Origin of the sequence: Acinetobacter sp. SFA, assembly GCF_001647535.1 — a bacterium.
Taxonomy (GTDB): domain Bacteria; phylum Pseudomonadota; class Gammaproteobacteria; order Pseudomonadales; family Moraxellaceae; genus Acinetobacter; species Acinetobacter pecorum.
Genome location: NZ_LSZI01000018.1, coordinates 58190 through 73975 on the forward strand (window position 1 = coordinate 58190; position 15786 = coordinate 73975).

The window sequence follows — 15786 nt, forward strand, 5'->3', positions numbered from 1 at the left end:
GTCAATGTCTCATTATTCAAGAAAAAGAGCATGTCTGTCAGAAAATATATGAACCACACTTTTTTTTATTGAACTTAGGCATTGATTTTCTGTAACCAGGGTATATCTTTCATTGAGTCACGCTGCGCCAGCAACTGAATAAAGGGCTTGAACTCATCCAGATAGGGCAATATTTTCAAAGAAATGGCAAAAATCAGCCAGTACCCCAGAAATACATCTGCAGCTGAAATTTTCTCACCCAGCAGATATGGATTGGCTTCTTGCATACCTTTTTTGAGAAAGGCTAATAGGCTCTGTGCATGACCAAAGCTCAAGCTCCGTGTTCTTTGCTCAATCTGTTCATCCGGTACGCCCAATCCTTTTAAATCCATAAATTCCGTTAAAGGGCCATGAGTAAAGAACATCCATTTCAGATAAGCGCCGCGTTTGGGATCATCCAGAGTCGGTGCCAAACCTTTTTCTATATATTTATCGGCCAGATAGGTAAAGATGGCCGCAACTTCAGTAATTATCACGTCCTGATCGACCAGACAAGGTACTTTGCCCATGGGATTAATCGCTAAATATTCGGCCTGATGCATGTTTTCATAAGGTACGTTTATAATTTCAACCTGGTCTGTAATGCCCAACTCCTGTAATAAAAGCATTACAGTCATGCCACGGGACTGGGGATTGCTATATAACTTCATCATTTTTATTCACCCTCTGCTGTTATTTTAATTTTTTAATGCAACTTTTTTTTATTGGCTGCCTTTGATTTCTCTCAATGCAAGAAAAATCAAAGATATCATGTTAAAAAAATCTAGTATAAAGTGCTTCGATAGCCTGTGAAGAACGATTATCTGACAGATTTATCTGCCGAAGCCTTTTTGCTGTTTAAAAACCTGCGGTGCTATCAGGTCTTTCTTTTTTAAAAGAAACCCATATAAAACTGTTCTTTCAGGATTTTTAAAATGAGTTCAAGCAGCTCGTTTTTCTGTCCTTTACGATAACTGGCATACAGATTAATCATCGGCAAGGGTTCAATGGTATTTTTGACGATAATTTTATCCCCCAATAACGGGATCACATAAGCCGGAACCAGGCTCCAGCCCACGCCCATCCCGACCAGATTGACATTGAGCAGGATATTGGTGGAGTGCTGGACCACATTCACATTCAGTTTGGATTGCTTGAAAAAGTCAGTGATGATTTTATGGAGTTGTGGTGAAGCATCTTCATCACTAATTACAAAATCCTGATGATTAAAGCTCTTGATACTCACATGGCGCTGCTCAGCAAGCGGTGAATCCTTGGGCATAATCAAGGCCAGCGGCTCACTAAAAATTTGCACATGTTCCAGCTCATCAGACTCATCGACATAGCGGGTAAAGGCAATATCAATCTCGCCTTTTTTTAAGGCCTTTAACTGGCTGGCATCGGTCAGGCTATGAAAATGAATTTTAATATTCGGGAAATGTGCGCGTATATTCGGCATGATATAAGGGAAGATTTTCATTTCCGCGACCGGCACGAAACCAATATTCAACTGATCCTGCTGTGCATTTGCGATCTGTCTGGCGCTCTGTATAGCACGCTCTGCATGTTCAATACTCAATAAGGCTTCTGTCAAAAATGCCTGCCCAGCCTCAGTCAGCCCGACCTTACGGTTATTGCGCTCTAGCAACTGTACGCCTACCTCACGCTCAAGATCCTTGATTTGCTGGCTGAGCGAAGGTTGTACCGTATTTAATTTTTCTGCGGCACGGGTGAAGTTCAGCTCCTGTGCCACAGTCACGAAATAGCGTAAATGTCTTAATTCCATCTTATCACTCCAAGCCTGCCGGGCGCTTATGTCTCTTTTTGGCAACATACTGACGATATACCCATATTGTCATCATGACGAGTACAGCACTTAATATATAGGTGGTTTCAAAGCCCCAAGAGGCAATCAATATTCCGATGACTACTGAACCAATCGCCAAACCCAGATCAAACAGGGTAAAGAAAGTTGAAATCGCATGTCCCATACGCTGCGTATCAACCGACTGAATCGCTAGCGTCTGCAGACATGGGAACAGCGAACCGTAACCAATGCCGATAAATACTGCCGACAACCACAATATCCATTGATTGGAAATCAGACTGACGATCACCAGACCAATAGCAAAAAACACAAAAGAAGGATAAATAACAGCACTTGGTCCCTTACGATCATAAATCTTCCCGACCCAAGGTCTAACCAGCAGCATAGAGGCAGCAAAGACAATAAAGAATACACTGGTATAATCCAATAGCTGCTTGGTTTCACTAAATGCGGTAATAAAGCTCATGATACCTGAGTAGGCAAAAGCCGTCAGCAAGGCGACAAAACTCACCGCCAGAACTTTGACTTCCAGAATATCCTTCAAGCTCAGGCTATTCTTTTCTTTACTTATGGCATCACGTTTAGGTAACTCTGTAATTTTCAGCATCCAGCAGAAAATAAGCCCGAGAGAAATAATAACGGCGAGAACTCCAAATAACACCTTGAAACTGGTGATCTGAATAACAGTCAATGCCAGTAAGGGCCCAAACACCACCCCCAGATTGGTCGACATGACGAAATAGCCCATGCCCTCACCTTTGCGCTGTTCAGGAATAAACTCATTGGCGACGGGTACTGCTACCGTAGTCAGAATACTGAACCAGATGCCATGTAAAAATCGCACCACTAACAGCGACCACATGCTGTCCACCAGCAAATAGCTAAAGGCAAATAAGGCAAAAACTATGCCTGCACTACGCATGGTGATTTTTTTGCCGAACTTTTCAATAATCATGCCGGAAAATGGCCGAATGGCAATCGATGAAGCCAGGAATAGCGTAAGTGCCAGACCAGCTTCTTTTACTGAGCCACCCAGATCTTTCATGATGTAAATCGGTAAAACCGTCAGCAAGGCAAAGTAATAAACGAACAGAAAAAAATTATTAAATAAACACAGGATAAATGAGCGATTCCATAAACGCTCAGCATTAACTGACATACTCACCAACTTTTAGGAAATAAGATCAAACTCAGGCTTGAACAGCAGCAGGATTCAGCACCAACTCGACCAAATTCTGGATATAGTGTTCATCTGGAATGCGGTTGAAAAAAATGATCTGGTAATGAATCGGGCCATATAAGGTATCCAGCATCAAATCAAAAGGATAATCCGCACGGATTTCTCCGCATTCAATCGCTTGCTGAATCAGTTGATGAATCTGTTGCCGCCGAGGTAAAAGATATTGTTGAAAGAATCCACCTGCCAGTTCCCGGTGATTGGCAATAACCACCAGTAAAGCCCGCCCTACCGGATGATTCAGTGCCTCGGATAAAAAAACGAGCTGTTGAATGAGATTGCTTTTCAAGCTTTTGGAGGTATCCAGTTCAAATACTGAAGCGGTCTGTTGCTTGAAAGTATCCAATACCAGTTCCGATTTATGCTTCCACCAGCGATAAATCGTGGACTTGCCTACGCCGGCGCGTGCAGCCACATCTTCAATGGTCAGCTGATGATATTCACATTCTGCCAGCGCATCTGCGACCGCCTGTAAAATGCATTGTTGTCGTCGGGAACTTCTCTCGTCATTACTCATATTTTTCTGCTTAAGCCTTAAAACGAAACGATACGTATCGTTTTATATTAAAATAAAATGTTATAAAGCTCCAGCCATAAACTAAAATTGATGCAAAAAAAGAGCTTCAAAGGAATAAGGAATAAGGAATAAGGAATAATAGAGAACAAATTGACTGATTTTTATTATTTTAATTGCTGATAGAAATAGGATATATGGAAATGTCATTTCCGTGTTTGAGACAGGATTTAATCAGAAAATAGATGTTTTCACGATAGATTAAAAAACTGAATATTAGCAAACCAGTTTTTTAGCGAAGAGTATTGCTCCGCAAGACAGGTTTCTTGCGAAGCTCCATTTTTTATTTTGCCGAAACAAAAGTAGCATCTAGACTGCATCAATTGAATTTGAAAAGAAAAACAACGTTATTCACTATAAATGATTAAGAGGTTATTTCTATATTTAACTTTGTGCGGTCTTTTTATAAATGCTGCATGAGGGATGATGGTTCTCTTGTAAACGCGCTATTTTGCGCTGTTCGGCTGCCTCAAAACGGCAACGCTTCCAGTCATTGTTCAAGTTTAAAGCTGGAATCTGTTTGGGTTTACCATGCTCATCTACTGCCACCATCGTGAAATAACAGCTATTGGTATGACGCACGGTTCTCTTTTGAATATTCTGTGCTTCTACACGAATACCAATTTCCATTGAGGTACGACCAACATGGTTAACACTGGCCAAAAATGTTACCAGTTCACCGACATGAATTGGCTCTTTAAAATTCACTTTGTCTACAGATAAGGTCACAACATAACTACCCGAATAGCGACTTGCACACGCATACGCCACCTGATCCAATAATTTCAGAATGGTTCCACCATGAACATTACCTGAAAAATTTGCCATATCTGGCGTCATGAGAACTGACATCGTTAACTCTGACTGGTCATCTGCTAATGCTGCAATTTGATCTAAAGGGGCCATCGTTTTCTTTGAACTCTTTGAATGATAAGGTTATCATTTATTATTATAGCGTTTTTAACGTGAATAAAATGTTCAATTCGGCAAATCGGGCATCATAATTATTGATATAGAAAATGTATTCATACAGAAAAAAATATATTTAATTGCTTAAAATGTGAATTAAAAACAAAGTATAAATTATTCAATACCTGTTTAACTGGGGGGCTGACAGGCCTAAAATTGAATAATCCATACTCCCCCTCCATCAAACCAAATACTTAAAAAATAGAGGGAAATTATTAGAAATTTAAAGCTTTAGTGGTCTGAGCATTTCCTGAACTACATTTTGATAACTCAAAATTTGTTGGCCATCCAAGATGGTTTCAACAGTGAAAGAACCGTCCTGATGGGCAGCTGTTACTGTAAAAATATAATGTTCGAATTGTGCCAGTTTGACCTGATGTCCAATTTCTATATGTGTCATGCTGTCTACATCTGCTGAGTGTTCTGTTTTAACTACATTCTGGCATGAACGGGGGAATTTTTGAATATTTGATCAACTTAAGTATACGAATAATAATGCTAAAATTAGAACTCAGGATTAATAAAGCTTATACCTTAAAATAATAAATTTATAATTCAATAGCTTATATTTCAAATTAATTTTGTATTTGATAAAAAATTAAAGCTACTTATAGACATCAGCACTTATCTCATCTTTCATAACAATTAGTGAGCTATTAAAGCTGATGATGTTTAATCCTCGTACTGAATATCACCACCTTCTCCTTTGATAAAATGGCAATATTCAGAGAATTCTTATAAGAGATTTTTATTGGGAGTAATGATCCTTGACCACAAACTGCGGAATACGGTGCCCTCGGGCATAGTCGTGTTTTTGATAGGCCTGTGAAATTTCCATCAACTTTAATTGAGCTGCCTCAATACCAGCCTGCATGGTCAACTCTCTGCCACGCACATCAAAAATATGGCCTTTTTCACGCAGATCTGGCTGAATCACCACATCTGCATGCTTTAATTCTTCATGCGCCAGATGTTGCTGCATAATATTGATGTTCTGATTAAACAGTCCCCAGACATTGCTGGTTTCGGTATGAATAGGCTGTGCCAGAATATCCACCGCAATCACAATATCGGCTCCCAAATCACGCGCCACATCTACGGGTACCGGGCTGACCAGCCCACCATCTACATATTCTTTACCTTGAATAACGGTTGGAATAAACATACTTGGAATCGAGACTGAAGCCCGTACTGCCTGTCCGGTATTGCCATAGTTAAAGACCACTTTTTTACCTTCTTTAAGTGCCGTGGCTACGACAAACATCGGGATTTTCATGGCTTCAAGCGGGGTCTGATCGACCTGTAAATTGACATAGTCTTCAACTTTTTTGCCATCAAAAAAGCCTTTTTTAGCCAGTTTGATATCACGGACATCATTGGGTCGCATCGTTAAGGCAATATTGCGCAGTTCAATCGCCGGCTTGCCACTCGCATAAAGGGAGCCCACGATACTGCCCGCACTGGTTCCGACAATAAAATCGGGTTGAATACCTGCTTGTTCCAGTACTTCCAGCACACCAATATGTGCATAACCACGCGCACCGCCACTGCCCAGTACCAAAGCAATCACTGGACGTTGTTGGGTCTGCTTGATCTTTTGAAAATCAATTTGATTTGGACGTGCCTGTGCTTCTCCACGTTGTGCAGCAGGTTGCAGATGACTGGTCGCCACTTGGGCTGTCATTGGGGTCGTTTGGCAACCACTTAGGCCAAGTACACCCAGTATTACCATACTCAACGCATATTTCTGCATGCAGAGAATGTCCTCATTAATCTAAAGCAGCATAGTGTATAAACACATGCATAAATAGTCTGTAGAATTTCGTAAAACTGTCATACAGTTTGAATAATTTATAACTATTTAAACCTGTATCCTCATGCAGTCACCTACCCTTTATCAGATTTTTCTGACTTTCCTACAACTGGGATGCATTTCATTTGGCGGACCTGCTGCACATCTGGTATTTTTTCACCGAAAATTTGTGACCCAGCTGCAATGGCTGAATGACACCCAATATAGTCAACTGGTCGCTTTGGCACAACTTTTACCCGGGCCGAGCAGCAGTCAGGTGGGGCTGTCGATCGGTTATCTGCAACGGGGCTATATTGGTGCCGTGATCGCATGGCTGGGTTTTACCCTGCCCTCAATGATTCTAATGGCCTTGGTAGCGCTCTTGGGTCAAAGCTATTTTCATATTTTAAACTCAAACAGCTTTCATACCATCCAGTTAATTGTATTTTCTGTAATCGCCTGGGCTTTTTGGCAAATGCTGAGAAGCTTCTGTAAAATGGCCTGGCAATACGCGGTCCTAATCCTTTCTGTCATATTGTTGATGGGGGTTTCAGCGAGTTTCAACCAGATTCTGGTGATTATGCTGGGCGCGATCTGTGGACTCTTGGCGGGACATTTTTCTCAATCAGATTCGAAACCCAAAGAAATTAACAAAACGGCAATTCGCTCGCCGTATATTCGATCCGCTGCCGCACCCTATTGGTTACTGGCATTTATCTTGCCGTTTGTTCTGCCCCCCTTAGCTGGGAAATTATGGGGTGAATCAGACCTGCAATTTTTTTCCAATTTCTATCAGACTGGCTCGCTGGTGTTTGGTGGTGGTCATGTGATTTTGCCTTTGCTATATCAGGACTTTGTCACAACCGGTTTAGTCAGTGCACAATCTTTTGATCTTGGCTATGCATTTGCCCAGCTGATGCCGGGGCCTTTATTCAGTTTTGCCAGTTATATCGGTGCCTTGCTGCCTTGGACGCCCTATGTCTGGCTGAATACAGTGCTAGCGACCTGTGCAATATTTTTACCTTCATTTTTCCTGATTTTTGCCACCTTACCCTACTGGTCATGGCTGATGCAGCAGCGTCATATTCATCAAGCGGTTATGGGCATCAATGCTGCAGTGGTGGGGCTATTACTGTATTTATTGCTTGATCTTTCACAAGGCTATTTTAGCTATGGCTCCGATCTGGTCTTTGTCGCGGTGATGATTACCCTGCTACGTTCAAAATTACCAGTCTGGTTCAGCCTGATTTTAGGCTTCGTGCTTTATCAAAGTTACTTAAATTTCTTCTAAATAAAACTTTGGCACAAAAAAGCCCCGAATGTTCGGGGCTTTTTGCTTCAAGTCTTACCAGATATCTGATTTAACCTTGTCTTTAAATTTAGGATGGTTATCCAGTTTAAATTCAGGTTCCTTCACACCACGCTTCAGCTGACCGGTATAGTCTTTGAGAAGCATCAACAGGAAAGGCATCAGCAACAGGATTGAAATCAGGTTGATACTTGCCATCACGCCCATAAACAGATCTGCCATATTCCAGATCAATGGCACACTCGCGATCGAACCGAAATACACCATCACCAATACAAATAAGCGGAAAATCAACATGACCCAACTATTGTTATTGATGAACTGAACGTTGCCTTCGGCATAAGCATAGTTACCAATAATCGAAGAATAGGCAAACAGGAACAGAATTAGTGCCAGGAAATCATCACCCCAGGCACCAATCTGGCTTTCAAGTGCCATCTGGGTCAAAGTCACCCCTTCAAAGCCTGCATTTTCATATACACCTGAAACCAGAATAATAATGGCGGTACATGTGCAGACCACAAAGGTATCAACAAATACACCCAGCATTTGGATCAGACCCTGATTCACTGGATGCTTGGCATCAGATGCCGCAGCAGCATTCGGTGCTGAACCCATACCGGCTTCGTTAGAGAACAGACCACGCTTAATGCCCATCATCATCGCCATAGATACCATAGCACCAAAGAAACCGCCAGCAGCAGCTTCAAACTCAAAGGCTTTAGTGAAAATAAGCTGGAAAATCGATGGCAAGATATCGTAATTGATTACTGCAATATACAGGGCCACTGCCAGATAGAGTACCGCCATGAGCGGTACAAAGCGTTCAGCGACTTTAGCAATCCGTTTGATTCCACCAAAAATGATCAGGGCTGTCATTACGACCAGAACCAATCCAATCCAGGAAATTTCAAAATCAAATCCGCCCAATGGTAAAATGACATTGGCCTGATTCCAGCCCCAGGCATGAGAGGTTGCCCCAATAATCGCATTGGCCTGAACGGCATTGAATACAAAGCCATAAGTGGTGATCAATGCAATCGCAAAGACAATCCCCAGCCATTTCTGCTTCAAACCTTGGGTAATATAATAGGCAGGCCCACCACGGAATTGCTGGGTCTTACTATCCCTGACTTTAAACAGCTGTGCCAGTGAGGATTCAACTAAAGCTGAACTCATGCCCAGAAAGGCAGTAAACCACATCCAGAACACGGCACCCGGCCCGCCAATCGCAATTGCAATTGCAACACCCGCGACATTACCTACCCCGACCCGGCTAGCAAGGCCAGTAACAAAGGCCTGGAATGGCGTAATACCATGCGCATCTCTGACCTTGCCACGGCTGCCCTTCATCACTTTCATACTGTGCCAGAACAAACGAATTTGTACTGCACCCGTCATGATTGTGTAGAAAATACCGACTGCAACCAGGAACACCACCAGAAAGTCCCATAAAGGACCATTCAGGGCATTAATCCAGCCCAGCAAGGTTTCATTTAACTGATCATTCATGTCACATCCTTATGAGCCGATGACTCATCGTATCAGGCATAAAAATCATGCAAAAAACTTCAAAATCATCTGAATAACAGTGGCATTGATCAAGTCAACAAAGAATGCGCCACATAATGGTACGATCAGGAAAGCCTTATGCGAAGCACCATACATATTGGTAATCGCCTGCATATTGGCAACCGCTGTTGGCGTTGCACCCATACCAAAACCACAATGACCCGCTGCAAGTACCGCAGCATCATAGTTTTTGCCCATGATACGGAAAGTGACGAAAGCTGCATACAAAGCCATGGTGATGGTTTGCGCACCCAGAATCACCATGAGTGGTCCTGCAAGGTCAGCCAATTGCCATAACTTTAACGACAATAATGCCATCGCCAAATACAGTGACAATGACGCATTACCAAACACATCAATCGCGCGATCAAAAATCTGAACCTTGAAAATGCCTTCCAGTACATTACGCAGGAGTACACCGCCGCCCAATGCCCAGACAAATGTTGGCAGTTCAAAAGCAGTACCTTTACTGAAACCTGTCATAAACTCTGCAAAAGCCAAACAGCCTGCAAACAGGCCCAATGTGGTAATAGCATTATCGGCAGTGATCAGACGCAGACGATGTGGATATTCAAATTGTACGTATTCCTCTGAAGTGCTATCCATTGGGGTGTTGTCACGCTTTTCGATCTGCTGATCGGTACGTGCAGTAGCCAGGTTATAACGGTTGATCAGCAACTTGGCCAAAGGTCCACCAATGATCCCGCCGATGATCAGACCGAAAGTCGCACTGGCCATACCCAATGCCAAAGCGCCCTGAATGCCATGTTCAACTTCAAAAATCTCCCCCCATGCACCCGCAGTACCATGACCGCCGGTTAAGGTAACTGAGCCTGCAATCAGGCCAATCAGTGGGTCAATACCAAGCAGTGTTGCCAGACTCATACCGACTGCATTTTGCAAAACAATAAAAATTGATATAGCAAAGAGGAAAATTACCAGACCGACACCGCCTTCACGCAACTTGGAAAAGTTGGCACTCAGACCGATCGAGGCAAAGAAGATCAGCATAAAACTGGTTTGTAGCTCTGAACTGGTGGTGATGCTGTATCCCCACAGTGAATGCACCAGTAATGAGATAATCGCAGCAACCAAACCGCCTGCAACCGGCTCAGGAATGTTGTAGCGCTTTAAAAAATCGATTTTATTAACCAGGAACCGCCCAAGTAATAAAACAATCACTGCGGCAATCAGGGTATAAAATGCGTTAAAAGTAAAATCCATAATTTTTTGCCCAAGATGATTCTGAATTTTTTATTATTCTAAAAGTCGTAGAGTCGACTATATGTCTAGCTCTCTCATTAGATATGCACCCGTTACCTCCGGATTTAATCTATGACCTTTAGAAAACAAAACGTTTATCATCTCTTTCAAACTTATGAATATCATCGTCACGATCATATTCAACAAATGAGAGATTTATAAAAGCAACACCATTTCTATTCCGATACTCAGTCTTTTGGAAAATTGCAGGCAATCTTCAAACAGACATACATGCTAATAAAAAAACTGTGTTTTAAGCTCAAAAAACATTCACTGCTTGATGAGTGCTTTCAACCTAAAGGCTTCGTTCAAGCCATCTGGAATAGCGTTATTTCAAACAGATCTTGATCATGCAAAGCATGAATTAAGATGAAAAGTCGTACATTATGCTGTTTCTTTGTATAACGTTATATTGTTTTTTATTAGCAATAGTTAATAAAACTATAAAAAATAATTATAAGTTCTCATTTTTTATATGAAGATTAAACTATCTTTTAATTCAAAAAAAATATTAGTCTCTTACTCAAAACAGAATAACATCGGAATCTTGAAATTAAATTAACTCGATTTTCAGGCAAAATAAATGTGTTCTCTGTGTGAAATTGTTATTGTTAAATTGTTCAAACACTTGGGATTTAAGCTATTTTTTTCACTTAAAGACAATTTTCATAACGATCTTTATTCTAATCATTTAGAGGACTAAACTCGTATTTTGGAAGGCCAAATAAGTGCTCTTTGGCCATTTTTTGGATAAATCATTTTTATCAGCCGGTAAACAATGAATTTTTCCTATCCCCCCTTCTGTTTGTTTAGTTTATAGTCATTGCCAACTCAATAAGGATATTTGACTGGACTTTACAATGGATCAAAATTTTGTTCATGCGGTAGATCACACCATTACCTCTCGTCATTCAGTACGTGCTTTTTTAAATACACCCGTGAATACCGACACCTTAAAAGAGATTTTGGCCGTTGCCAGCCGTGCCCCTTCAGGCACCAATACCCAACCCTGGAAAGTGTATGTGGTAACTGGCAAAAAGCGCGATGAAATCGTGCAACGTGTCTGTCAGGCACAAATGCAAATCTATGCAAATCCGGAATTGTCACAGCAGTATCAGGAAACTTTTGCCTATTATCCTGAACAATGGATCTCGCCATTTATTGAACGTCGTCGTGAAAATGGCTGGGGTTTATATGGCTTGCTTAACATTCAAAAAGGCGAAAAGGAAAAAATGGCACGTCAGCAGTTACGCAATTTTGAACTATTTGATGCGCCTGTCGGCCTGTTCTTTACTGTCCATCGTTCTTTGGCGATTGGTTCCAAAATGGATGTTTCAATGATGATCCAGAATGTCATGCTGGCCGCAAAAGCCCGCGGTCTGGACACTTGCCCGCAGGCTGCCTGGAATCATTTTCACCCGATCGTACTTGATCTGGTGGGTGCTCCAGCCGATGAAGAGCTGGTCTGCGGTATGGCACTGGGCTATGCCGATCCAGAGCAGATTGTTAACAGCTTTATTACCCCGCGCGTTCCCGTAGAGGAATTTGCCGTGTTTATCGAAGAGTGAGGCAGGCAGGGCTAAGTTAATTGACTTAGCCCTCTGTCCGGATCAGTATTTTTATTGCCTGAGAGAACAGCCAGCATCTATGCATTTTTTAGGCTGGGCATTTTTATTTTAAAAATTGTCCAAGCAGAAATACAGACAAAAACCAGCATGATCAATGCCATATTCAGTAAAGCCTGCCAGAGCATAAAATTCAGTAATACGCCGCCCAGTAATCCACAGACAAATTGCATACTTCCCATAATGGCACTGGCGGTTCCTGCCCGTTCGCCCTGTTCAGCCATTGCCAGAGCCATGGCATTCGGACCAGTAAAACCGATGGCTGCCACTATGACAAACATGCCTGGCAGTACCCAGAGCACAGAGTTTACGTCCAGCCAGCCCAGCAGGATTAAAGCTGACACACCGGCAAACTGCAGATAGCTGCCGATCTTCAGGCGCTGCAATATCGAGAAACGTCCGGCCAGCCGCTTATTCAATGTCGAAAAAAGCATGATACCGACCGCATTTGCACCAAAAGCATAGGCAAACTGCTGCTCGGTGAAATGATAACGATCCATCAAAATGGCCGAAGAAGCACTGATATAACAGAACATCACCGCACCGGAAAAACAGCCGGCATAAAGCGGGCGCCGAAAGCTGGGATCCTGAAAAATGCTACGGTATAGGCTTAATACCTGTTGAAAATTCAGCTTGAGACGGCGTTCTGGTTCCAAGGTTTCTTTAAAAAGAAAGTGCACACAAGCCAGACTCAGCAAACCACAGCCCATCAATACCAGAAATATCGTGTTCCATTCATAAAACTTGAGTATCCAGGCCCCCAGACTCGGGGCAATAATTGGTGCAATAGCGGTCACAATCATCATGCTGGCAAAGGCCTGAGCTGCTGAGTGCATATCCAGACGGTCACGAATTGCAGCACGTGCCATGACCACGCCAACACAGCCACCGAGAGCTTGTAAAACCCGGGCAGCAATCAGACTCCATTCATCCTGTGCAAAGACACACAGCAAACTTGCCCCAATGTATAAACACAGCCCAAAATACAGCGGTGGTTTACGTCCAATCCGGTCACTGATCGGTCCATAGATCAACTGTCCGACAGCCAGACCGAAGAAATAAGCTGGCAGGCTATTGGAAACCATTTGAGTACTGACGCCAAAATCTGCTGCCATGGCCGGCAAGGCAGAAAGATACATATCAATGGATAAAGGCCCGAGTGCACTCAGTGCTGCCAGCAACACAATCCAGGACATGGCATAAGGTTGTTGTACTATTTTATTCGATGTCATAAGCATGAAGATTTAAAGCGCTAATATGCAGACAAATTAACACAGTGCATAGTATGATTTAGCCTGAAATGAAGATTTATAAATCTACTATTTTCATTAGTATATTCAGATTCAGCTGTAAAACTGCAGCATAAAGGACGACCTTTGAAATCTTGGCTCACTCGTCTCAAGCAAACTACCTATAACACGACCTTAATGTATAACCTGCGCATGATGACGGCATTTGCAGGTACTGCCTTTGTTCCCTATTTTATGGGACAACAATTATTGACCATTCCACTGACTTTAGGGGTGGTTGCAGCCGGTTTAAGCGATATTGATGACCGCTTTTCTGTGCGGATTTTAAATCTGCTCTACACCTATATTGGCTTCTTTATTACGGCGGTTGGGGTATATCTGCTGTATCCACATCCAGTCCTGTTTGCCTTGGCATTGATTGTGTCCTGTATTGCACTGATTCTGCTGGGTTCTCTTGGCAGGCGCTATGCCACGATTTCCTATGGTTGTCTGGTCATTTCCGTTTACTCGATGCTCGGGGTGGAGCTGTTTGATGAATGGTATAAGCAGGCTGGCCTGCTGGTGATCGGCGCAATGTGGTATGGCTTGCTGTCAACGCTGAGTTTCCTGGTCTTCCCTACCCGACTGGCGCAAGACAAGCTTGCCATCTCCTATTCTGCGCTCGGTGACTTCTTATATGCCAAATCCAATCTTTTTGATGTGGATATGACTCCTAAAAGCTATCAGCAGAGCATGATTGAACTGTCGATGGAAAATGGTAAGCTGATTACCATTTTTAACGAAATGAAAACCGCCCTTCTGACCCGTCTGAAAGGTGACCGTGGGCAAAAAGATACCCGTCGCAGTTTGCAGTATTATTTTGTTGCGCAGGATATTCATGAACGTGCCGATTCGGCACATATTGACTATCAAAAACTGGCCAAGATTTTCCAGCATAGCGATATCCTGTTCCGCTTCCAGCGTATCATGTCAATCCAGGGCAAGGCCTGTAAGGATCTGAGTGAAAGTTTGCTGCAGCGCAAACCTTATGTGCATAATCAGCGTTTTAAGCATGCATTCGATAACCTGAGACTGTCGCTAGATAAATTACGTCAGGATCAGCATTATGACCAGGCTTGGATCAACGCCCTATTTTCGCTGTTTCAGAACCTTAAATCGATTGATGCCCAGCTACGCAACCTAGAAACCGAACAGAGTATCAAGTCTGAACGTTTCAAACATATCGAAAACCAGCTCAAAGATGATGACCTGAAAGGCTGGGATGACATCAAGGTTCGAATTAAACAGCATCTGACCCCAGAATCAGTGCTGTTCCGGCATGCCATCCGCCTGTCGATTGTGCTGCTGATCAGCTATATCTTCGTACAGGTCAGTAATATTGAATATGGTTACTGGATTTTATTGACCGCCCTTTTTGTCAGCCAGCCAAACTTTAACGCCACCAAACGCCGTTTACGTCTGCGCATTATCGGTACTTTGGTCGGGATTATTCTCGGTTATGCCATTCTGTATTTTGTGCCCTCCATCGAAGGACAGTTATTACTTCTGGTACTGAGCGGGATTCTGTTCTTTGAATTGCGCAGTAAACAGTATGCACAAGCCACTGCCTTTATCACAATTTTAGCGCTGATCAACTTCAATCTGGATGGTATGGGCTTTGCTGCGGCCATTCCACGGATGATTGATACCTTAATTGGCTGTGCGATTGCATGGTTCGGTGTCAGCTTTATTTTTCCGGACTGGAAGTTCCGACGTTTACCGCGCAGTATCAAACGCAGCTTGCAGGCAGAAGTCGATTATTTGAATGAAGTCATCGAGCAGTATAAATCGGGACGTAATAATGGCCTGCAATATCGGATTGTACGCCGTGCTGCCCACAATACCGATGCCGAGGTGGCTTCACTGATTTCAACACTGGCCACAGAGCCCGATATTGATCCGGTACAAAAATCACTGGCCTTTGAGTTCCTGTGTCTGAACCATACTTTTATCAGTTATATTGCTGCACTGGGAGCGCATCGGGAAAAAATTGAAGATCAGGACATCCTGAATCTACTGGACCACGCGCTGGATAATATTCGTGACGCACTGCTGCGAGATGAAATGCCCGATTCGAGCACACAGAATATGATTGTCAATATTCGACAGCGTCTGTCTCATGAACGGGAGCAGGATCAGAAATCCCTGATCATTTTGCAGCAACTGTCTTTAATGTTTAGCATTTTAAATCATTTAAGCCAGCTCAAACAAAGTTTAAGTCATGAGTGGGATGAACAGGCAACAGAATTGGGTTCATTATAATTTGGCTGATTTTGGAACAATATACTCACTGAATTGGTACAATTAATG

General features: G+C 42.7%; 13 protein-coding genes. 3 read left to right on the forward strand and 10 right to left on the reverse strand.

Going from position 1 to position 15786, the window contains the following annotated elements:
- Window positions 1-74: 74 nt before the first annotated feature.
- The 7 genes from AY607_RS10145 to AY607_RS10170 all read right to left on the reverse strand — a co-directional run bounded on the left by AY607_RS10145 (window position 75) and on the right by AY607_RS10170 (window position 6379).
- Window positions 75-689, reverse strand: a complete 615-nt coding sequence (locus AY607_RS10145; protein WP_064102548.1) for a glutathione S-transferase family protein — start codon at window positions 687-689, stop codon at window positions 75-77.
- Between the two features lie 221 nt (window positions 690-910).
- Window positions 911-1804 (reverse strand): DNA-binding transcriptional regulator HcaR, encoded by an 894-nt coding sequence (gene hcaR / locus AY607_RS10150; RefSeq protein WP_064096390.1) that lies wholly within the window; start codon window positions 1802-1804, stop codon window positions 911-913.
- Window positions 1805-1808: 4 nt separating this feature from the next.
- Window positions 1809-3005, reverse strand: a complete 1197-nt coding sequence (locus AY607_RS10155; protein ID WP_064102457.1) for an MFS transporter — start codon at window positions 3003-3005, stop codon at window positions 1809-1811.
- A gap of 31 nt (window positions 3006-3036) precedes the next feature.
- Entirely contained in the window at window positions 3037-3600 is a 564-nt protein-coding gene (locus AY607_RS10160) for a TetR/AcrR family transcriptional regulator (RefSeq protein WP_064102458.1), read from the reverse strand.
- Window positions 3601-4041: 441 nt separating this feature from the next.
- On the reverse strand, window positions 4042-4563 hold the full coding sequence (locus AY607_RS10165; protein WP_064096393.1) for an acyl-CoA thioesterase: 522 nt from the start codon (window positions 4561-4563) through the stop codon (window positions 4042-4044).
- A 286-nt stretch (window positions 4564-4849) separates the two neighbouring features.
- Window positions 4850-5026, reverse strand: a complete 177-nt coding sequence (locus AY607_RS15055) for a hypothetical protein (RefSeq protein ID WP_171254955.1) — start codon at window positions 5024-5026, stop codon at window positions 4850-4852.
- 348 nt (window positions 5027-5374) lie between these two features.
- Window positions 5375-6379: a patatin-like phospholipase family protein gene (locus AY607_RS10170; RefSeq protein ID WP_064102459.1), complete on the reverse strand. Its 1005-nt coding sequence runs from the start codon at window positions 6377-6379 to the stop codon at window positions 5375-5377.
- 124 nt (window positions 6380-6503) lie between these two features.
- Between AY607_RS10170 and chrA the strand changes: the two genes are divergently transcribed.
- On the forward strand, window positions 6504-7709 hold the full coding sequence (gene chrA / locus AY607_RS10175) for a chromate efflux transporter (RefSeq protein WP_064102460.1): 1206 nt from the start codon (window positions 6504-6506) through the stop codon (window positions 7707-7709).
- 54 nt (window positions 7710-7763) lie between these two features.
- On the opposite strand, the gene AY607_RS10180 is transcribed toward chrA, so the two are convergent.
- Together AY607_RS10180 and gltS are read right to left on the reverse strand one after the other, a co-directional pair.
- The gene (locus AY607_RS10180; RefSeq protein ID WP_064102461.1) at window positions 7764-9239 is read right to left on the reverse strand and encodes an alanine/glycine:cation symporter family protein; all 1476 of its coding nucleotides are present in this window, start codon (window positions 9237-9239) and stop codon (window positions 7764-7766) included.
- 45 nt (window positions 9240-9284) lie between these two features.
- A complete protein-coding gene (gene gltS / locus AY607_RS10185) occupies window positions 9285-10523 on the reverse strand; it encodes a sodium/glutamate symporter (protein ID WP_064096397.1) in 1239 nt (412 codons plus the stop codon).
- 899 nt (window positions 10524-11422) lie between these two features.
- On the opposite strand from gltS, the gene AY607_RS10190 reads away from it, so the two are divergent.
- Window positions 11423-12130, forward strand: coding sequence for a nitroreductase (locus AY607_RS10190; protein WP_064096398.1), 708 nt, complete (start codon window positions 11423-11425; stop codon window positions 12128-12130).
- Window positions 12131-12207: 77 nt separating this feature from the next.
- On the opposite strand, the gene AY607_RS10195 is transcribed toward AY607_RS10190, so the two are convergent.
- Window positions 12208-13425 carry a multidrug effflux MFS transporter gene (locus tag AY607_RS10195; RefSeq protein WP_064102462.1) on the reverse strand — a complete coding sequence of 406 codons (1218 nt, stop codon included), beginning with the start codon at window positions 13423-13425 and terminating at the stop codon, window positions 12208-12210.
- A 138-nt stretch (window positions 13426-13563) separates the two neighbouring features.
- Here AY607_RS10195 and yccS point away from each other — a divergent pair, with 138 nt between their 5' ends.
- Window positions 13564-15738, forward strand: coding sequence for a YccS family putative transporter (yccS, locus tag AY607_RS10200; protein WP_064102463.1), 2175 nt, complete (start codon window positions 13564-13566; stop codon window positions 15736-15738).
- The last annotated feature ends 48 nt before the right edge of the window (window positions 15739-15786 follow it).